General features: G+C 65.3%; 8 protein-coding genes. 2 read left to right on the forward strand and 6 right to left on the reverse strand.

Annotation, left to right across the window (positions count from 1 at the left end; all coding sequences use genetic code 11):
* The first annotated feature begins 124 nt into the window (after nt 1–124).
* Nucleotides 125–14755 carry an immunoglobulin domain-containing protein gene (locus K1X11_RS19525; RefSeq protein ID WP_221029575.1) on the forward strand — a complete coding sequence of 4877 codons (14631 nt, stop codon included), beginning with the start codon at nt 125–127 and terminating at the stop codon, nt 14753–14755.
* A gap of 141 nt (nt 14756–14896) precedes the next feature.
* The gene (locus K1X11_RS19530; protein ID WP_221029574.1) at nt 14897–16270 is read left to right on the forward strand and encodes an NAD(P)/FAD-dependent oxidoreductase; all 1374 of its coding nucleotides are present in this window, start codon (nt 14897–14899) and stop codon (nt 16268–16270) included.
* A gap of 152 nt (nt 16271–16422) precedes the next feature.
* On the opposite strand, the gene K1X11_RS19535 is transcribed toward K1X11_RS19530, so the two are convergent.
* The 6 genes from K1X11_RS19535 to K1X11_RS19560 all read right to left on the reverse strand — a co-directional run bounded on the left by K1X11_RS19535 (nt 16423) and on the right by K1X11_RS19560 (nt 21313).
* A complete protein-coding gene (locus K1X11_RS19535; RefSeq protein ID WP_221029573.1) occupies nt 16423–16800 on the reverse strand; it encodes a cupin domain-containing protein in 378 nt (125 codons plus the stop codon).
* Nucleotides 16797–17390, reverse strand: coding sequence for a DJ-1/PfpI family protein (locus K1X11_RS19540; RefSeq protein ID WP_221029572.1), 594 nt, complete (start codon nt 17388–17390; stop codon nt 16797–16799). Before K1X11_RS19540 ends, K1X11_RS19535 begins: the two co-directional genes overlap by 4 nt.
* A gap of 64 nt (nt 17391–17454) precedes the next feature.
* Complete coding sequence (locus K1X11_RS19545; protein ID WP_221029571.1) at nt 17455–17826, reverse strand: response regulator; 372 nt, start codon at nt 17824–17826, stop codon at nt 17455–17457.
* 34 nt (nt 17827–17860) lie between these two features.
* Nucleotides 17861–19000: a CHASE3 domain-containing protein gene (locus K1X11_RS19550; RefSeq protein WP_221029570.1), complete on the reverse strand. Its 1140-nt coding sequence runs from the start codon at nt 18998–19000 to the stop codon at nt 17861–17863.
* Between the two features lie 81 nt (nt 19001–19081).
* A complete protein-coding gene (locus K1X11_RS19555; RefSeq protein WP_221029569.1) occupies nt 19082–19738 on the reverse strand; it encodes a transglutaminase-like domain-containing protein in 657 nt (218 codons plus the stop codon).
* A 123-nt stretch (nt 19739–19861) separates the two neighbouring features.
* Nucleotides 19862–21313, reverse strand: a complete 1452-nt coding sequence (locus K1X11_RS19560; RefSeq protein WP_221029568.1) for an aminotransferase-like domain-containing protein — start codon at nt 21311–21313, stop codon at nt 19862–19864.
* Between the last annotated feature and the right edge of the window lie 22 nt (nt 21314–21335).

The raw sequence follows: 21335 nt of genomic DNA on the forward strand, positions 1-21335 counted from the left end.
GCTGGTGGAGAAAGTGATAGGTCAGTCCTCACTTTTTGTCATTTCCGTTAGGTTTCCTAATTTAGGAAATCTACCTAGCTGCTGGCGACTTGTGCCGGTGCGGTAGGGGCTCTTCCTTAGCCGCGTGTCGACTCACCTTGCTGCCTTTGTCGGCCGTGGCGCGCTGCGTCGTGGTCGAGTGACTACGTTTAAGCTCTTTGCAGGGCTGGCCTTGCTGCTGGGCCTTCTCGCCGGCCGTGCGACCGCGGTCGACCTCGACTTGGCCTTCGATGCCGACGTGCGGAAGTTTGGCTCGGGACGGGCCGTGGCGGTGCAGGACGATGGCAAGGTGCTCATCGGCGGGCAGTTTTCCTCCATCAACGGCTTCGCCCAGGCTGGGGTGACCCGGCTCAACGCCGACGGCAGCCGCGACACCGACTTCGATGTCGGCAGCACCCTGAACGGCACGGTCACGGCGATCGTGGTGCAGCCGGACGGCAAGATTCTGATCGGTGGCTCCTTCACCGAATTCGCGGCCGGCACGCACAACCGCATCCTCCGCCTCAACGCCGACGGGAGTCTCGACACCTCCTTCAACGCGGGCAGCGGCTTCAACGGTTCGGTGCTCGCCATGGTGCGGCAGGACGACGGCAAGGTGATCGTGGGCGGCGGCTTCACGACCTACAACGGCACGAGCCAGGCGCGCATTGTGCGTCTCAACACCGATGGCTCGATCGACACCGGCTTCAACCCCGGCTCCGGCGCCAACGATTCCGTCTGGGATCTTGCCCTGCAATCCGACGGCAAGGTCGTCGTCACCGGCTCCTTTACCGCCATCAACGGCACGACGCGTAACCGCATTGCCCGGCTCAACAGCAACGGCTCGCTCGACACGGGCATCTCCTTCGGCACGGGCGCCAACTGGGGCATCTACGCCGTGGTGATCGACAACGATGGGGGCTTCGTGGTCGGTGGCGGGTTTTCGACGCTGAACGATACCACCCGGCGCAGTCTGGGTCGCTTCACCGCCAGCGGCGCTCTCGATACGGAGTTTGATCCCAGCAACGGCTTGAACGGTTTTGTGGCCGATCTGCAGCTCGACAGTGCGGGCCGCGTCGTGGTGGCCGGTGCCTTCACCGGCGTTTATGGTGACTGGGGCTCTTCGCTGCCGGGTCTGCTGCGGCTGCAGGGTGGGGCGGTCGATGAAGGTTTCTCGGTCGGGTATGAGGAACTGATCCTCACACGCTCGTCTTACGTGACCGCGATTCAGATCGCGCCGGGCGACCGCGTGGTGGCGGCGGGTCATTTCTACGATGCCGACTCGGGCAGCGCCGGCTATGTGCGGCTCGCCTCCTCCGGCGCCTTGGACACGACGTTCACGCGTTCCCGTGGTCTGGAGGTCGCGCCGGCGGTGCGCACGCTCGTGCAGAGCAGCCAGGGGCGTTATTACGTGGGCGGTGACTTCGACTGGATCGGCGGCGCGGCGCGGCAAAACATCGCCCGCTTCACGGCCGACGCAGCGATCGACACCAGCTTCAACCCCTCGACCTATTACGCGGCGATGGACTTCGACGGTCTGGTGACCGCGATCGTGGAGCGCAGCGATGGGCAGGTCTGGGCCTTCGGCACCTTCAGCCACGTGGCCAACTCGGCCGGCAGCACGACCTCCTGGGAATATGCCGGCGCGGTGCGTTTCGCGCCCTACGGCGACATTCAATCGAGTTACGATGGCAGCATCTCGGTCGAAGGCGGCTACGTGGGGCATGCCACGACCGACTCCACCGGCCGCCTGATTCTGGCGGGCAACTTTACGGGCATCAACGGCACGGCCCGGGCTGGCGTCGCGCGCGTCAGCGAAACCGGCGTCCTCGACACGACCTTCGCGCCCGGCAGCGGTCCGGCGGATGGCAGCATTTCGGGCGTTGATGTGCTGTCGAACGACGACGTGCTCGTCTCCGGCTCCTTCACCAATTTCAGCGGGGCGGGGGAGGCCTACCTCGTGCGCCTGAGTGCGACCAATGGCGCCGTCGACACGACCTTCGCGGGCAACACGGTTTTCAACGGCATCGTCAACAGCGTGGCCGTGCTGGCCAACGATCAGATCGTCGTGGGCGGCAACTTCACTTCGTCCGGCGGTTACACTGTCAATGGTATCGACCGACTGAATACAGATGGCACCAGCGATCCCAACTTCCTGCCCGGCGCAGGCGCTGCGGGCACCTATCCCTACGTGTATGCGGCGCGCCCCGACAGCAGTGGCCGCATCGTGGTCGCCGGCACCTATACCTCGCTGCGCGGCGAGGCGCGTCCCGGCGGCCTGGGCCGCATGACGGCCAACGGACCGCTCGATCCGCTCTTCGACGACACGTCATTGGACGGTGGATACGCCTCCGATTCGCTCACGCTGCCGGATGGCAAGATCCTGGTGCGCGGCAGTTTCACCGGCATCAACGGCGAACCCCGCGTCGCGCTGGCCCGTTTCCATGGCGGCTGGGTGCTGCGCGGCGGACTCGACTCGGCTTTTGACGGGGCGCAACTGGCGACCAACACCGTGCGGGGCGTCCTGCCGGCGACCGATGGAGGTTACTGGATCTTTGGTGACTTCACGACCATCGCAGGCCAGACGCGCAACCGCATCGCCAAGCTCGATCGCTTCGGCCTGCTCGATCCCAGTTTCGCGCCGGTCAACGGCTTCAACGGCAACGTCAACGGTGCCCGCTTGCTGGCCGACGGCGGCATGCTGGTGTGGGGGCAGTTCAGTTCCTATGAAGGCGCGGTTTCCTACGGCGTGGCCAAGCTGACGGCGACCGGAGCGCGGGATGAAAGCTTCACGCCGCCGGTGCTTAACGGAGCGGCGTTCACGGTGGCGCCCTACGGGGCCGATCAGTGGCTGGTGGGTGGCAATTTCTCCAACGCGGGCGGCACGGCGGCCGGTGGTTTGGTGCGCCTGAATGCCGACGGTTCCCGCGACACCTCATTGGTGGTGCCGAGTGGCACGGCGGGCACGGTGCAGGCGCTGGCGGTGAGCGACGCCGGGGCAATTTATGTCGGCGGCTCGTTCACGCAGTTTGCCGGTCAACCGGCGGCCGGTTTGGTGCGCCTGAGCAGCACTGGTGCGATCGACGAAACCTTTGCGCCGGGCGAGGGCAGTGCGGTGTGGGCGTTGCATCTCGATGCCGACGGCGGGATCTGGGTGGGTGGTGACTTTGCCTCCTGGGACGGGACCGGACCGCGGGGCCTCGTGCGCCTGCTGGCCGATGGCAGCATGGACACCGACTTCATGGGCGGGCTGGGCTCCGGCATCTACAGCGGCGTGCGGGTGCTGTCGGCATTGCCCGATGGTCGCGTGTTTGTGGGCGGTCGCTTCACGGCGCTCGGCGGTGGTGAACGTCGTGGTCTCGCGCGAGTTTATCCGAGCGGCACGATCGATCCGTATTTTGATATCGGTGAAGGTTTCAACAACGAGGTGATGGCGCTGACCCCGCTGGCCGACGGGCGGCTGGCGGTGGGCGGCAGCTTCACGCAGGTGCGGGGGGAGGCCCGCAATCGCGTCGCGGTGATTTATGCGGGCGACGATGCCCCGCCCTTCATCGCGGATGATGCGGTCATCACGCGTGAGATCGACCCGGGCGAGGACCTGACGCTCAGCTACGCGCTGATCGAAGGCATGAGTTACCAATGGTATCGCGACGGGGTGCGGCTGCCGGAGGAGGTCGGCCACGAGTTGGTCATCACGGACGCTGGACTCGAGGACATCGGCCTTTACACCGTGCGTTTCAGCAACGGCGCCGGCGAATACGTTAATGCCGGCACGCAGGTCATCGTGCGGCTGGCTCCGGCGGTCAGTAGTGCGCCGGTGAATACGGCGGTGGGCTACGGCGCCAACGCCACCTTTGCGGTGGGCGTGGTGGGTCCGGGACCGTTTACCTACGCGTGGTATCGGGACGGTGAGCTCATCGCCGGTGCCGATGAAAGCACGCTCACGGTGGGTGATGTCGGCGACGGTGATTTTGGCGCGAGTTTTTATGCAGTCGTGACCAACGCCTACGGTTCCATCACCACCGGCGCGGTGTCGCTCGACTTCGATTCGACGGCGGTGCCGGGCGCGTTGCGTGAGGTCTACTCCGACGTGCTGCCACAAAACCAGTATGCGCGCGTCGCGCTGCGCACCCCCGATGGTTCGACCTATCTCGGTGGTTCGGGTTTCCTCATTCGTCTGCGACCGGACGGTTCGGTGGATGACTCCTTCTCGACCAACTTCACGTCGCTCACGGTCGAGCAGATCGCGCTGCAGTCGGACGGCAAACTGGTGGTGGGCGGATACCTGTGGCCGGCCGGCGGCTCGCCGCAGGATCTGGTGCGTCTGCTGCCCTCGGGCGCGGTTGACCCGACCTTTGAGTCGCCGCGTTTCAATGGCGTGAGCGACATCAACGCCCTGCTGCTGCAGACCGATGGAAAGATCATTGTGGCCGGTCGTTTCTTCAGCATCGGCGGCGTGGATCGTCAGCATGTCGCGCGGTTCAACACCGACGGTTCACTCGACGAGGGTTTTGGTCCGAGCGATGACACGGATGGGCCGAGCGACGAGATAGCTTCGGCCCAGCTCGACGGCGATAAGCTGATCGTAGCCGGCACGTTTGCGACGTGGGGCGGCACGACGGTGAACCACCTCGCCCGCCTCAATGCCAACGGCTCGTTGGACACCAGCTTCGGTGGCGGCCTGCGCGCCAATGACGACATTGCCGAGATCATTCCGGCGCCGGGTGGCACGTGGTTGATCCGCGGTGTGTTTACGACCTATGGCGGGGTGGCGCGCCCGAAGATCGCTCGCCTGTTGAATTCCGGTGCGCTCGATACGACGTTCAGTCCGGGGAGCGGTCCGGAATCCACCAGTTCCTTCAGCACCGGCAGCATCTCGGGCATGGCGGTGGAATCAAACGGTTCCATCGTCGTGGTGGGAGGCTTCAGCAGCTTCAACGGTTGGCCGGCGCAGAACAGCGTGCGGCTGACCTCCACGGGCGCGATCGACACCGAGTGGGCCACGCCGATCGGCACCTTTAGTTTCACCAACCTGTTGCAGTTGTCCGACGGCACCCTGTTGGCGGGCGGCACCTTCGATTTGGATTTCGATTCGACGACCGATTACGCGCGGTCGGTGCGGATTCTCAGTGGCGTTTATCCGCCGCAGGCGCCGGCGATCACCTGGCAGACCGAAGGTTACGCCAATGCTGTTGACGCGGGCAGCGTGCGGGTGCTCACCGCTCTGGCCAGCGGCCCGGGTGAGTTGCAATTCCAGTGGTATCGGGACGGACAACCGGTGATCGACAGCACGCTTGTCACCGGAGCGACGACGGGCCGCCTTTCGTTGCGCAGTCTGTTGCCGACGGATGCGGGGTCGTATGTCCTGCGCGTCACGAGTGCCGAGAACGGGTTCGTCGAATCGGCGCCGATCACGATTGATGTCGGTGCGGTGCCGACGGGCCTGGGCAGTGCCGATCCGACTTGGAGCGTCGATACGGCCGCCTTCGATCCGCATGCGTTCACCTACGGTCCTGACGGCTCGATTTACTACGTCAGCGGACGTTCCGGCAGCGGTTATCAAGTCAACAAACTGAACGCCGACGGCATCACCGTGCCGTTGTCTGAGTTCAACCCGGGAGTCTCGGCCAACAACGTGATCCAAGCCGTGGCGCTGCAGTCCGACGGTAAGGTCGTGATCGGTGGCAACTTCGTCACGTTGGATGGCACCGATCGTCCCTACCTCGCCCGGCTTAACGCCGATGGCTCGCTCGACACCAGCTTCCAGTCGACGGTGGATGGCGCGGTGCGCTCGTTGCGGGTGCTGCCGGACAATCGCATTTTGGTCGGTGGTTCGTTCAATACCATCTCGGGCACGAGCCGACGCGGTCTGGCGCGCCTCAACGCCAACGGCAGCTACGACGCGTCGTTCGGTGATTATCACAACCTGAACTCGGTGTTGCAGGTGGAGCTGTCGAACGACGGCAGCCGCATCTTTGCGATGGGCACGAACTCCACCGCCGGTCGCATGGAACTCGTGCGTCTCGAATCCAACGGCACGCTGAGCCCCGGGTTCAACACCATCTACACGCCGTTCAACCAGCTGAACTCCTTCGCCCAGGATGCCAGTGGCCGGATCTACGTGGGGGGCTACTTCACCAGCGTCTCCGACGTCACGGTGCGGGGCCTGGCTCGCTTGTCGGCCACGGGTGTCGTCGACACCAGCTTCGGTCCGGTGAATTCGGCGGGGCCGGGTGGCACGGTGACCGGCATTCTGGCGGCGCCGGATGGCTTCCTCTACGTGGCCGGCACCTTCGGCACGTGGGATGGTTTTGCCCTCGGCGGTCTGGTGCGTCTCGATGCCAATGGTCAGCTCGACCTCGCGTTCCCGGCCGATGGCTTGCAACGCGTGCGCTCGGTGAGTGAGGCGCGGTTGGATTGGACCGACACGGGCAAGCTGCTCCTCGCCGGCGATTACAGCTATGCGCCGAAGCGCGGCTTTGTGCGTTTCAACGTCGATGGCGGACCCACCGGTGCGCTGCAGGTGATCGACGCGTCGGGTGATCGCGCGGTGGTGGAGGGCGTCGATGTGGCGCTCTATGCCCGCGTGGTCGGTGGCGGCCCGATTACCTATCAATGGAGTTTGAACGGCGTGGACCTCGTCGGCGCAATCGGCCCGCAGCTGTTGCTCGACAATCCGACCCAGGACCAGGCCGGCGTTTATACGCTCACGGCCACGAACGGTTTGGGCAGCGTGACTGCCGATATGACGGTCGGTTTCCTCGGCGCGGATCCGCTCTCGCCGATTCCGGGTATTGCGATGAACACCGGCATCGGCGGCAACGCCGCCGGCGTGACCAAACTGAGCGATGGCAGCCGCATCGTTTACGGCAGCTTTTCCTCATTTGAAGGCGTCACCTTGCGCGGCATTGCAAAGCTGAGGCCGGACGGCTCGCTCGACTCCAGCTTCAACAACAACCTGCCATTCAGCACGACCTCGGCGAACAACGTGTATCAGATCATCGAGGAACCGAGCGGCACGTTGCTGGTGCTCGGTCGCTATCTCTATCTGCCGGACAACAGTCGCTTGCTTGTCGTTCGCCTCAACGCCAACGGCACCCTCGCGCAGACCTTGGTGCAGGACGGCGACCTCGGAAACTTCCGCCAGGCCTATGCCATCGCGCGCCTGGCCGACGGCGGCATTTTGTTGGCCGGATTCTTCGCCGAGTTCAAAGGCACCGCGGTCTCCAATCTCATCAAGCTCCACGCCAACGGCACGCTCGACACCAGCTTCCTGCCGGGCGGCGTCGTGAGCACGGCCAACAACATCTTTGAAGATGCGAGTGGTCGTTTTTATGTGACCGGCACGTTCACGTCCATCGGTGGCCAGACCGTGCCACGCACCTTGATGATCCGCCTGAACGCCAACGGCACTTGGGACGAGAGCTTTGCGGTCACGGAACTCGCTTACTCGCCGACCCGCGTGGTGTTTGGTCCGCAGGGCGAACTCTACGCCTCGGGCAACCAGGTGCTCGCGACCATCGATGGTGAGGGGCAACGCCTCGTGCGCTTGTCGGCCGATGGCGCGCTCGATCGTTCGTTCAAGACCGAGTTCAGCAGCATCTACACGTTCGCGATGGATCCGTTGGATCGTCTGGTGGTCGTCGGCCAGCTGCCGGTAGCCACCCCGAACACACGGCTCGCGCGTCTGCTCAACAACGGCTCCATCGATCGCTCGGTGGTGATGACCGGTAGCGCCACCTATCTTGAGCGTGACGGCGACAACCTGCTCATCCTCACCTCGGGCAACGTGAACAACGTCTACGTGCGCGGCATCTCCCTGCTCAACGCCGGTGGCGCCGAACCGTTCGCGTTGGTGGAGACGCCGCAGGGCGGCAACTACATCCCGGGCAACGCGGTGACGCTCGGTGTCGGTGTGCGCGGAGCCGATCAAGCCACCTACCAATGGTATCACGACGGCGAGGTGATCGCCGGCGCGACGGACCCGGCGCTCTTCATTCCGTCGTTCGCCCCCAGCGATGCTGGCGCTTACACCCTCGACATCACGGTCGACGGGGAAACGTCGACCACCGATCCGGTCGATCTCACGGTGCGCTCCAACGCCGGCCGGGCCGGTGAGATTGATCTCACCTGGGGTGTTGGCGGATCCGCCTACAGCCTCGGTGGGGTGGGCGAGGATGCCGCGGGCAATCTCTATGCGTTCAACTACAGCCCGGCCTCCGGTATCGGGGCGCGCGTCTTGGTCGCTTGGGACGAACTCGGCCAGGAACGCACCGACTTCACTCTCGATGCCCGCTTCACCAGCGGCACGGTGCGAGGTCTGTATGGATTGCCGGACGGCAAGCTATTGGTGTTCGGCCAGAGCCTGCGCATCGACACCACCAACACGGCTATCGTGCGCCTGTTGGCGGATGGCACCATCGACTCCACCTTCGATTACACCCGCTTCACCAGCCACAACATCATGCGCGTGACGCCGATGGAGGATGGCCGCCTCTTCCTACTCGGTTCCGGTCTGGCGGGCATCAATGCCAACTTCGCCATCGTCGACACCGACGGCACGTTGGATGGCACCATGAACCCCATGACCGGCGTCTCGGTGTCCGATGCGGCCCCGGCCGGCGACGGCAAGTGGTGGGTGCGAGGCAACTACCTGTTGCCCGATTCCAACAACACGCGGGTCTATGTCTGGCGCATCAACGCCGATGGTTCCTTTGACTCGAGTTATGCCGGCCTGCGCGCCCGCTACAGCGAAAGCATTCAGTCCATCGCCGCGGCGCCCGACGGCGCGGTTTACGTGCTCAGCTACCATTACCCGAGCGGCCTGCCCAACGTCTACACCGTGCGCAAGCTGCTGCCCGACGGCACCTTTGATGCCAGTTTCAACACCAACCGCTTCGAAGGCACATCGGCCACCGCGCAGGTGCCGATTGGTGGCATGGCCAGCGACTCGCAAGGACGCCTCGTGCTCACGGGCAATTTCCGCTCCTATGACGGGGTCGCCCGTAACCGCGTGCTGCGCCTCCTGCCGGACGGCTCCGCCGATCCGTCCTTCGTATCGGTTGGCACGGACGCGCCGACCGCTTCCAGCAGCTACCCGAATTTCCTCTTCATCGCCGAAACGGCCGAGCGGATCCTTGTCTTCCAACAGACGCTTTCCGGTTTTGGCAACGTGACGGATCGGTCTGGTCTCTATGCACTCCACAACGGCGAGATCGATCCGGCGGCGACACCGGAGCTCACGGCTTCGGCGGCGGCTGTGGCGGCCTACGCTTATGAGCCGGTGAGCCTCGGGCTGCCGGTTTACGCTCCGGCGGATGCCACCGTGCAGTGGTTTAAGGACGGCAGCCCGATCGCCGGCGCCGTCAGCTGGGGACTGAGCTGGTGGGCCGTGCCGACCGAGGCGGCCGGCGCCTATCACGCGACGATCACCACCGCCGGTGGTTCGCTGACCACGCCCAGCGTTTCGCTCTCCGTGGAGCGTCCGGTTTACAGTGGCGCCCTGAGCAGCAACAACGCCGGTGCGACGGTCGACAGCCGGATCGAGTTGACCGAGACGCTGCCCGACGGGCGCGTGTTTGTGGTCGCCCGTCACGGTGCCTTCGTGGACGGCGCGGGCCCTTATCAGCTCTTCTTCCTCAACCCCGACGGCACGCTGGATCACGGCCTGCCGACCACCCTGAACAACACGCAGGAAAATCGCTACGTCTACGCGGTGGAGATCGACGACAACGGTCGCATCTACCTCGGCGGCCTTTTCACCACGGTCAACGGCCAGTCCCGCGCCAACCTCGTGCGTTTGCTGCCTGATGGCAGCATCGACTCGAGCTTCGCCATTGGCACCGGACCCAACTCTGCGGTGCGCGGCCTCGCTTTTGATGGGGACGGCAAGCTGCTGGCCGCCGGTCAGTTCTCGCAGTGGAATGGTCAGACCAGCCACAGCGGCACGAGCAACTCCCTGCGTTACCTCGTGCGCCTCAACTCCGACGGCTCGCTTGACCCGACGCTCGCGATGGGCACCGGCTTCAACAACTACCTCTTCGACGTCGCGGTGGACGCCGAGGGCGGGATCCTGGTGGGCGGGTATCAGAATCTGTTCAACGGCTTCACGTCGCGCTACCTCTCCCGCCTCACCGCGGATGGATCGATCGATGCGCTCTTCAGCCCGGTCATCAACAACGTGGTGCAACGGATCCGGATCGAGCCGGAAACCGATCGCATCGGCATCCAGGGCACCTTCACTTCGGTCGATTCCACCGCGAGCCGCGGTTTCGCCTGGCTCAACGCGGATGGCACCCTGAACCAGGCCTTCAATATCCCGGTCAGCCCGTCGAGCCTCGATGTGGCGGCCGACGGTTCGGTGTATTACACCAGCGGATACTATCCCTACCGCATGCGTCCCGACGGCACGGCTGACTCCGCCTTCAGCGCCGGCAACAACACCCGCGGCTATTTCGAGGGGGAGAACAACTCGCAGGTCACACTGCGGGGCATCGCGGCCACGGGGAACCAAGTGCTGGTTTTCGGCGACTTTGTCGAAGCGGGCGAAATCGAGCGCGTGGCGCTGGCCTGGTTGGAAGCGACCGACGGGGCCGAAGCGCAACCGCTGAGCTGGGTGTCGGCCCCGACCAACATCAGCACGGTGCCCGGCGGCCGCGCCGTCTGGACGTCCCAAGTCTCCAGCACCGGCGGTGGCACGGTCACCTACACGTGGACCAAGGACGGCCTGCCTGGTCAGGTGCTCAGCACCGGCTCCAGTCTCTCGGTCAACAACGTCACCGCGGCCGACGCCGGCACCTATCGCCTCGTGGTCGACAACGGTCTGGCGACGCTCACGGCCGTGGTGCAGTTGAGCGTGGGAGACGCGATCGGCTCCGGCCCGGGTTCACCACGGATCGACTTCTTCAGCGAACAGGCTGCCACAAATGATCGCAGCGTGCTGCGTCTGCTGGACGGCAGCCTGCTGCTCGTCGGCGGGACCAGCATTCGCCGCGTCGACGCCTACGGTGCGACGGTCCCCGGCTACACCCCGTTGATCGCCGACAACCAGATCGTTGGTGCCGAGCAGGGCCCCGACGGAGCCCTCTATGTCTGGGGCTCGTTCGAAACCATCGGTGGCCATGCGACCGCCGGTTTGGCGCGATTCACCGCGAACGGCACGGTGGATACCGGATTTGTCTCGCCCTTCACGGGCCTCGGCGTGCCCGGCATTAATGCGGTGGCGCCGCTCGCGGCCGCCGGAGACGGACTCTACATCGTCTGGTCCGGCAATCTCGAGCTGGACGTGGCCGGCACTCCCACCCTGGGGCTGGCGCGCCTGCTGGGTAATGGTGATGTGGATACGAGTTTCAACCCGAACGGCGGGGTCGAAGGCACGGTGCAGAGCATGCTCGTCCAACCCGATGGCCGCCCGGTGATTGTGGGCAACTTCACCGCCATCGGCGCCGCCTCCCGCAGCGGCGTGGCCCGCCTCAATGCCGATGGCAGTCTCGATACTTCCTTTAACAACATCGCGGTGTCCAACGTTCAGCGGATCCACCGTCTGCCCGACGGTCGTTTCCTCATCGGCGGCAGCTTTACCACCGTGGATGGTCTGGGCCGGCCGCGCCTGGCGCGGCTCGATGCCAACGGCTTTGTGGACCAGAGCTTCGGTCCGCTTGGCTTCGACTTCAATAATGTTTACGCCTTCGCGGTGCGACCGGACGGTCGCATCGTGGTGGCGGGTTACCTCGGCTCGGGGGCGGCGATCACGACCCAAATCGCGCAGTTCCTGCCGGATGGTTCGTTGGACACGACGTTCGACAGTTCCTTTACCTACCAGCGAACCACTGGCAGCTACAACCAGGCCAGCATCACCGATCTGGAGGTGTTGGCCAACGGTGACATTGCGGTGATGGGCAACCTGATCTTGATCAGCAACGAGGTCAGCCGCACGGGACTGGCACGCATTCATGGCACGCCGCTGGCGCCGGGCTTCTTCGGCGCGCCGCGCGGACCGCGTTCGGCAGGCGCCGAAGGCAGCGTGACCTACACGGCCGATGCCTACGGTTCCGGCGCGCTCACGTATCAGTGGCGCAAGGACGGCACGCCGATCGACGGCGGGACGGACTCGACCCTCGAACTCAGCGCGCTTACCGCGGCCGATGCCGGCGATTACGATGTGATCGTCACCAGCGACCTCGGCAGTGCGACCAGCCCCGCGGCGACGCTGGAAATCGTCGCGCCGCCGACGATCACCAGTGATCCGATCGACGTGGCGGTGCCGCTCGGCGAGCCCGCCAGCTTCGCGGTGGCTTACAGCGCCAGCGGTGTGGCGACGGTGCAGTGGTTCTTCAACGACGACCCGATCGTCGGCGCGACGGGTGACACCCTGAACCTCACGGCGGTCACCCTCGATGACGCTGGCGACTATACCGCCGCAGTCACCAACGAGGTGGGCACGACGGTCAGCGCCTCGGCCACCCTCACGGTGCAGACCGCGCCAGAGATCTCGGTGGCGCCGGTGGGCGGCACCTTCGATCCGGCCGCGACGGTGGAACTCAGTGTCGAAGCCACCGGCAACCCGATGCCGACGTATCAGTGGTTCAAGGACGGCGAGGCGATCACCGATGCGATGGCTGCGACGCTCACTCTCACTGGCGTGACTCGCGCCGATGCCGGCAGCTACACCGTGACCGTCACCAACGTGGTGGACGCCGTGACCAGCGGGCCTGCTGTTGTGGTGGTGAATTACGCGCCGGGGATCACTTCGCAGCCCGTCGATGTCGACGCGGTGGAAGGGGATCGTGTTGAACTGAGTGTGATCGCCGACGGTCTGCCGGCGCCGACTTACCAATGGTTCTTCAACGGCGGTGAACTCTTTGGCCGCACCGATGCGACTCTGGTGATCGATTCCGCCAACGCCGGGCACAACGGCTTCTACACGGTCGAGGTGACGAACGCCTTTGGCAGCGACACGAGCGATCCGGCCGAGGTCGTGGTGGCCTTTGCGCCGATCGTCATCAGCCATCCGACCGATACCACGGTGAACGCCGGCAGCACGCTGGAACTGAGCGCGCAGGTGATCGGCTTGCCGACGCCGACGCTGCAGTGGCGCTTCAACGGCACGCCGATCGACGGCGCGACCGGATCCACGCTCACGGTGCCGAACGCGCAACCGGCGGACGCGGGCAGCTACGACGTCGTTTACCAAAACAGCCAGGGCAGTGGCACCACCAACGCCGCGCTGGTGACGGTGAACTACGCGCCTGCCATCACGACGCAGCCGACTCCGGTTACGCTCAACGCCGGACAGGGCACGAGCTTCAGTGTGGCCTTCACCGGTCACCCGACGCCGACCGTGCAATGGTTCTTCAACGGTGAAGCGATTGCCGGCGCGACGGGTCCGTCGCTGGCGCTGAGCGACCTGCAGGCGGCCGACGCCGGCGACTATCACGCGGTGGTGACCAATGCCCGCGGCAGCGCGACGAGTGATGTCGCCACGCTCACGGTGCAGACGGCGCCGGTCATCAATGAGCAACCGATCAGCGAGACGGTGAACCGCGGTAAACCCGTGAGCTTCACCGTGGTCGCCGAAGGTCTGCCGACGCCGACGTATCAGTGGCGCAAGGACGGCGCGCCGATCTCCGGCGCGACGGCGGCGACTTACGCCATCGCCGAAGTGCAGGCGGATGACGCCGGCAGTTACGACGTGGTCGTCACCAATGCGGTCGGCAGCGTCACCAGCGCTGCGGCGACGCTCACCGTCAACGTAGGTCCGGAGATCACGACCCAGCCGCAGGACGCGGTCGTGTTGGTGGGCGACGATGTCACGCTGAGCGTGAGTGCGACCGGCGGCGATCCTTTGACGTATCAGTGGCGCAAGGACGGCACGCCAATCCCGGGCGCGACGAGTTCCACGTTCGAGTTGTTCGCGGTGACCGAGGACGACCTCGGCGACTACGATGTGGTGGTGACCGATCCGGTTGACTCCGTGACGTCGAATGTCGCTCTGGTGGTCGTGGCCGAAGTCGTGGCGACGCACAGTGTGCGCGAAGGCGCCTACGTCCCGGGCGGCACGATCACGATCGATGTGGTGGTGGAATACAGCGCGGCGGTGACGAGTCTGCAGATGCCGGTGTTGCTGCCGGCGGAAGTGGGCGGCGAAGCCTGGAGTTACGTGAGTGGCTCGGGGGCACAGTTCTTCCCGGGTGGTGAAGCCAGCCTGTTTGCATCCTGGTCGGGCGGTGGCCTGCCGCAGAGCGCGTTCGACTTCAGCTACACGCTCAACGTGCCCAGCGCGGCGGCGGGAGACTACGAGTTGACCGCTTGGTTCAACATCGGGGTCGCGGGTGAGACCTTGCAGGACATGGTCACGCCGGATCCGCTCATGCTGACGAAAATGCCGGCGACGCATTCCGCCGACAGCGATGCGAACTTCGAGCTCAGTCTCAGCGAGCTGCTGCGGGTGATCGAACTCTACAACACGCGTCTCGGCACGGCTCGCACGGGTCGTTACGTGCCGGCCGAGGGCACGGAGGACGGGTTCGCCAGTGACCCGACGACGGCCGCCGGCACGCCGCCGGCGTTCACGACCTTCCACTCGGCCGACAGCAACCGCGACGGTGAGTTAAGCCTCAGTGAACTGCTGCGCGTGATTGAGCTCTACAACACGCGCGATGGCACCACGCGCACCGGTCGCTATCACGTCTCTCCGGGCACGGAGGACGGGTTTGCGGCCGGGCCGGGGGCCAACTGAATGGCACCTTCCGCGGGCCACCTTGTCGCTGCGCTCCAAGGCAGCTACGAGGTGGCCCGCCGGGGCGACGGCGTTGCCGGGAATAGTTTCTGAAAACCAGTCCTCGGTTTGCGGGTCGGTGCAGGGTGTCTATTCTGCATCATGTCCACGACTCAGGAAAACCAGCTTCCTCATATTGTCGTGCTCGGGGCCGGCTTCGGCGGCCTGAGCTTCGCGCGGTCATTCCCGACCACCAAGGCGCGAATCACGGTCGTGGACCGGCAAAACCACCACCTTTTCCAGCCCTTGCTCTACCAAGTGGCGACCGCCGGTTTGGCGGCGCCCGACATCGCGCAACCCATTCGCACGATCCTGCGCGATAAACCCAACCTTGAGGTCCTGATGGCCGAGGTGACGGCGGTGGACGCCGAGAACCATCGTGTGGTGCTCGATGGCGGTGAGTTGCACTACGACTACCTCGTGGTAGCACTTGGGGGAAAGACCTCCTACTTCGGCAAGGACGAGTGGGCGGAGTATGCGCCGGGGCTTAAGTCGCTCGACGATGCCATGCGTTTGCGCCGCAACCTGCTGCTGGCCTACGAACGGGCCGAGCGCGAATCCGATCCGGAGAAACGCCAGGTGCTTATGACGACGGTCGTGGTGGGCGGCGGTCCAACAGGAGTGGAATTGGCGGGCTCGTTTGCCGATTTGGCCCAGACGGTCCTGTATCGAGATTTTGACCACATCGACCCGCGTGAGGCCCGTATCATTCTGGTGGATGGCGGCGATCGACTGCTAGGCAATTTTCCGCCGGAGCTTTCGGCCCATGCCGAAAAAACGCTGCGCGTTCGTGGCGTGGAGATTTACACCGGCACCCGGGTGACTGACGTGCGCGCTGGCGAAGTCGACTTTGGCGATCAGACCGTGCAGGCCGGCAACATCGTGTGGGCCGCCGGGGTGGGTGCGAGTCCGGTGACGGAGTCGCTCGGCGCCGAGCGAGATCGGGCGGGCCGCATCCTGGTGGAACCCGATTTCAGTGTGCCGGGACATCCGGAGATTTTTGCCATTGGTGACTTGGTTTCGCTTACCGACACCAAGGGCGTGAAGGTTCCGGGCGTGGCGCAGGGCGCGATGCAGGCGGGTGAACACGTGGCGAAAGCAATCGAAGGCGATTTGGATTTGAAGACCCTGCGTGAGCCCGGACTGCGACCGGCGTTCGCGTATTGGGATAAAGGTGACATGGCGACGATCGGGCGTTCGGCGGCCGTGGCGCGCATCGGCAAACTCAAGCTGCGCGGCTGGTTCGCGTGGGTGGCGTGGCTGGCGCTGCACTTGGCCTTCCTCGTCGGTCTGCGCAATCGCATCTCGGTGTTGATCCAATGGATCTATGCTTACTGCACCTACAAGCGCGGCGCGCGTATCATCATGGGCATGACACGGCTTGGCCCGCCCGGGCGGCAGTTGGACAAACCGCACCGCGAGACCGTGCCGGCGGCCGGGCGTGACCCGGAGCCGGTGGGAGCGGGCTCGCGCTGAGGTGGTGCGGCGGTTCGACGCGTTCTTAGACGGTGCCATCCGGCGCAGCGCGACCAAGGTCGCGGCCTACAGTGCGGTAGCGAACGCGAAATGTAGGCTGCGAGTTTACTCGCGTTGCGTTGCCTCTCCGCTCGACGCCTGGAGGAAGGTGCTTACAGCGGCCGGAGTTGGTCGGCGATGCTCTTGGTTTGGGCGGTGGCGTTGTCGCCGGTTTGTTGTGTGCTCTTTTTTTCGATGAGCAGCACGCTGCACTCTTCGGCGGCGACGGGGTTGTGCAGCACGCCGCGCGGCACGATGCACATCTCGCCCGGGCCGAGGTCGACGCTGTGGTCTTCGAACTCGATCTTCAACCGGCCGTCGATGACGAGGAACAGTTCATCTTCGTCGTCGTGTTTATGCCAGGTGAAGGAGCCTTTGAGTTTGGCGACCTTGGCGTAGTGGTCGTCGAGTTCACCGATCACGCGCGGCGACCAGTGGGCGTCGAGTTTGGCGACTTTGGCGCGCAGGTTGATGGCTTGGGCGGCGCTCATGAGGTGGAATTGGGCCAGGGGTATTCCATGTAGATGGCGGTGCGGCGGGCGGTGTCTTCGCCGTGGAGGCGGGCGACGAGGTGGAGCGAGGCGTCGATGCCCGCGCTGATGCCGGCGGCGGTGATGATCTTGCCGTTGTCGTGGAAGCGCTGCGCCGGGTCGACGGTCGCGTTGGGGGCGAGGTCGGTGAGCAAGTCGAGCGTCGAGTGGTGCGTGGTGACGGTGAGGCCGTCGAGGAGGTTGGCGCGGGCGAGCAGGAGGGCGCCGGTGCAGACCGAGAGGATGATCTCGGTGTGGTGGCGGGCGCGGTGCCGGATCCATTCGATGGTGGACTCCTGATGCAGGAGTTGGCGGGTGCCGGCGCCGCCGGGGATGATGAGCACATCGGTCGGGGGCACCGACTCGAGGGTGTGGTCGGGGATGACTTTGAGGCCGTTGCGGGCACGAATGGTGCCCGCGGTCACGCCGACGGTGTGGACTTTGAAGAGGGCGTCTTGGTTGAGCTCGCGGGTGACGCTGAAGACTTCAAACGGACCGGCGAAGTCGAGCACCTCGACATCATCAAATAGCAGCAGAGCGATGGAACGCATGCGGGCGGAGCATGCGGAAAGCGAGCGACGCGGAAACGCTGAAAATCGGGTGAAGCGAATCGCCTCAGCGGTCCTTGAGGAGGCGCTTTACTTCGGCCAGGAGGTCGCTGAGGGGGGCGGTTTTGCTGATGTAGGTGGAGATCTTGTTGGAGAGGGTTTCGTTCACCGTCTGACTGTCGAAAAGGATACCGGTGAGCAGGATGACGGGGGCATCGGGCACGAGTTCGGCCATCTTTTCGACCAGTTCGAGTCCGTCGGATTCCTCGAGCTGGAGGTCGGTGATGATGAGGTCGGGCGGATCGGAGCGCGCGATGTTGAGGGCTTCGTGAGGGGTGCCGACGCCGGTAAAGCGATAGCCATGGGCTTCGAGCAACTCGCCGAGGAGCTCGCGAATGATGTCTTCGTCGTCGATGGAGAGGATGTGGTGGGCTTGCACGGGTAGGAGGAGGAAAGGGTGAGGAAGGGCGGATTCAGGAACCAGTGGAAACGAGGTGAAGGGTGACGACGCCGCCCACGACCTTGTCGTTGTCGCGCAGGGGATAGAGCGAGAAGCGGACCGGCACGGGGTCGCCGTTTTTATCTTTCAGCGCGGCGGGGCGGTCGCGCAGGTCCTGGCCGCTGCGCAGAGCGTCCTTGACGGGGTCGAGCAACGGAGCGCCGTCGGGCGGGGCATCGAGGGCCACGCAGTCGGAGAGTGGGCGGTCGACGAGGTCGGGCATTTCCAGGCCGGTGGCGCGCAGCACGGCGGGATTCACGCGGGAGATGTTGCGGGCCTTGGTGATGACGAGGACGAGCTCGTTGATGGAGTCGATGATGAGGTGGTTGTAGCGCAGCTGGTGACCAAGGGCCTGGTTTTTCCAGCGGCTCTCGAGGTTCTCGGCTTTGAGCTTGGTGTTGGCTTCGGAAAGCTCGGCGGTGCGTTCGGCGACGCGGGCTTCGAGGCGTTCGTTGTCGGATTGGAGCAGCGCGGTGGCGCGACGGCGGGCGTTGAGGTCGTCGCGGATGAACCAGGCGGTGCCGAGGAGGATGAGCACGTTGAGGCTGGCGCCGATGAAGAGGGTGGTGCGGGACGTTTGATCGTAGGCGTAGGCCGCTTGGTCGCGTTGGTTGAGGGCTTCGATCTGTTGGGCCCGGATGTGATGGGCTTGGCGAAGGAGTTCTTGCAGGCCATCGGCGGCGGCGTCGCTGGTGAGCAGCTCCTGCACGGCGTCGTCCTCGCCGGCGCGTTGGTGGTTGAGCAGGTCACGGGCGAGCTGGGCGCGTTGACCGAGGGCGGCTTCGAGCGTGGCGATGTGGGCGGCGTTGGCCTCATTTGAAGCGGCGAGGGCTTTGGCGACCTCAACGTGTTCGGCGAGTTCGGCGAAGGCGTCGCGGTAGTCATCGCGCTGCAGCTCGCTGCGGGTGAGCAGGTAGGTGTGCAGGGCGCCCTCGGCGTGGCGGAGGGAGGCGACGATGCCGTCCACTTCGGTGATGAAGGCGTGGGTGTGGTTGACCCAGTCGGAGGCTTTGGCAGCTCGCTGGATGTTGCGCATCGAGACCACGACGACGCCGACGGAAAGCGCGGCAACGACGAGGAAGACGATGAGGATGGTGCGGAAGGTTCGGTCCATTGCAGGAGGGGACAGAGGCGGGGCGAAGAAAACGCGATAGGAGAGGAAGCGGACGGAGGAGGGGAGAGAGGGAAGGGGAGCTCAGTTGACCAGCAGGTTGCTGGGAGGCGGGGGGGCTTTGCCGGGCGGGGGATCGTCGGCGGGGTCGGCGGTGCGCACCACGGTGGCGGTGATCACTTTGCGGTCGCTGACGTAGGTATAAACGAATTCGGAGGCGGAGGTCCAATTGGCGTTGAGGGAGTCGGCGACCTTTTGGGCGATGGCGCGCAGGGAAGGTTTGGACTTGGTCAGGCGGAAGAAGACGGCGCGGTTGTTGTAGTCGAGATACACGCGCTCTTCGGTGACGTAGCAGACGGCGTGGGAGACCATGCCGGCGAGGCGCACGTGAATGAGGCGCGTTTCGTAGCCGTGTTTGGGCAGAAGGTGATCGGCGAGGATGGCGTAGTCGTCGCAGTCGCCGACGCGGTTGAGCAGGAACTGGTCGGGGGGCTGCACCTCGCGAAAGAGGCGATACTCAAAGTCCTCGAAGAAACTCGCGTAGCTCTTGGGGGTGAGGTCCGGGTGCCCGTCCAGTTCCTCGAGGGAGATCGCGGAGAGCGGCGATGTGGACCAGAGGGCCAACACCACCAGGAGGCCGCGGGTGCGTCGCGGGTGTCGGGATCCGCCCATGCGCGCAAGGTCGACGCAGCCACGGGCGGCGACGACGGCCAACCTACGCAGAATGCGGCGGGGCGTCATGAAGGAGAATCGCTAGCAGTTATCGGACGGAATGACAGGGACGTATTCCCCATCGGTCACGGGGGGGGCGATTTGAGCCCCAATTGTAAAAAATTGCCGGATCGGTGGCTGCTGGGGAGGGCCTCAATCGGAGGTTTGGGCGCGGGCGAGAGTGCCGAGGGTGGCGATGGCTTGTTCGATGGTCTCGTTCCACGGCAGCCCGCAGTTGATACGCAGGCAGTGGCGGTAGCGGTCGCGCACGGAGAAGAGGGGGCCGGGGGCAATGTTGATGCGGTGGCGCAGGGCGTCCTGGTGCAGCCGGACGGTATCGACGCCGGCGGGCAATTCGACCCAGAGCACGAAACCGCCCTGCGGTCGGCTGATGCGGGTGCCGGCGCCGAAGGCGCTTACGATGGCGGTGGAGAAGCGTTGCACCTGCTCGCGGTAGGCACGGCGGATGGAGCGCAGGTGATGGTCGTAACCACCGTTGCGCAGGAAATCGGAGAGCGTCTTTTGCAGGATGACGGGCGTGCCGACGGTGTTGGTGAACTTGAGGCGCCGCACGCGTTCGAGGTAGCGCCCCGGCGCGCACCAACCGACGCGGAGGGCCGGGGCGAGGGTCTTGCCAAAGGAGGAGCAGAGCAGGACGCGGCCATCGGTGTCCCAGGCCTTGAGCGGTTTGGGGCGGCGATCGCCCCAGTGCAGATCGCCGTAGACGTCGTCCTCGATGGCGGGCAGGTCGTGGGTGGCGAGCAGCTCGTAGAGGGCGGCCTTGCGGGCGTCGGGCATGCAGGCGCCGAGCGGGTTGGAGAAGGTGGGGATGAGCAGGACCGCCTTGATGGGGCAGGTCTCGAGGGCGCGTTGGAGCGCATCGAGACAGATGCCGTCGCGCGGGTCGCTGGGAATTTCGATGACCTTGAGGCCCAGGGCCTGGGTGGTCTGGAGAATGCCGAAGTAGGTGGGCGTCTCGATGGCAATGGTATCGCCGGGGCGGGTGACTGCGCGCAGGGAAAGGTTGAGCGCCTCGGTGCAGCCGACGGTGATGACCAACTCGTCGTGATCGAGCGGCGTGCCGACCTGGAGGTAACGGCGGGCGATCTCGCGGCAGAGGGGCGGGTGCGAGGCATCCATCGCGTAGCGACCGATGAGGGACGGATCGTCGCGGCCGGCGGCGCCGAGCAGGCGGGCGAGTTTTTTGGTCGGGAAAAGGCTGTGGTGCGGACAGGCGGCACCGAGCGCGACGAAGTCAGGCTCGGCGGAAGCGTTGACCACCTCGGCGGCGAGGTCGCTCACGCCCACCTCGGAAGGGCGCGCCATGGGACGGGCCATGCGTGGCTCGGGCGCGAGCAGGCCGGGGCGGGAGCGGACGTAGTAACCGGATTGGGGACGGGCTTCGAGCAGGCCGCGGTTTTCCAAGACGGTGTAGGCTTGGATGACGGTGGCGATGCTCACGTCGCGTTGCAGGGCCATGCGGCGCACCGAGGGCACGCGCGAGCCGGGGCGCAGCGTGCCGCGCTCGATGAGGGTTTGCACGGAGTCGGCCAGCTGTTGGTAGAGGGTGAGAGCAGGGGTGGGGTTGGCGATGACGGCGGACATGGGGAGCGATGCGGCAGAGGCG

Source organism: Actomonas aquatica (assembly GCF_019679435.2).
Classification (GTDB): domain Bacteria; phylum Verrucomicrobiota; class Verrucomicrobiia; order Opitutales; family Opitutaceae; genus Actomonas; species Actomonas aquatica.

What these genes read in the sequence shown, in the direction of transcription:
- K1X11_RS19530 (WP_221029574.1), top strand. Translation starts at nt 14,897, where the DNA reads ATGTCCACGACTCAGGAAAACCAGCTTCCTCATATTGTCGTGCTCGGG.
- K1X11_RS19535 (WP_221029573.1), bottom strand. Translation starts at nt 16,800, where the DNA reads ATGAGCGCCGCCCAAGCCATCAACCTGCGCGCCAAAGTCGCCAAACTC.
- K1X11_RS19540 (WP_221029572.1), bottom strand. Translation starts at nt 17,390, where the DNA reads ATGCGTTCCATCGCTCTGCTGCTATTTGATGATGTCGAGGTGCTCGAC.
- K1X11_RS19550 (WP_221029570.1), bottom strand. Translation starts at nt 19,000, where the DNA reads ATGGACCGAACCTTCCGCACCATCCTCATCGTCTTCCTCGTCGTTGCC.
- K1X11_RS19555 (WP_221029569.1), bottom strand. Translation starts at nt 19,738, where the DNA reads ATGACGCCCCGCCGCATTCTGCGTAGGTTGGCCGTCGTCGCCGCCCGT.
- K1X11_RS19560 (WP_221029568.1), bottom strand. Translation starts at nt 21,313, where the DNA reads ATGTCCGCCGTCATCGCCAACCCCACCCCTGCTCTCACCCTCTACCAA.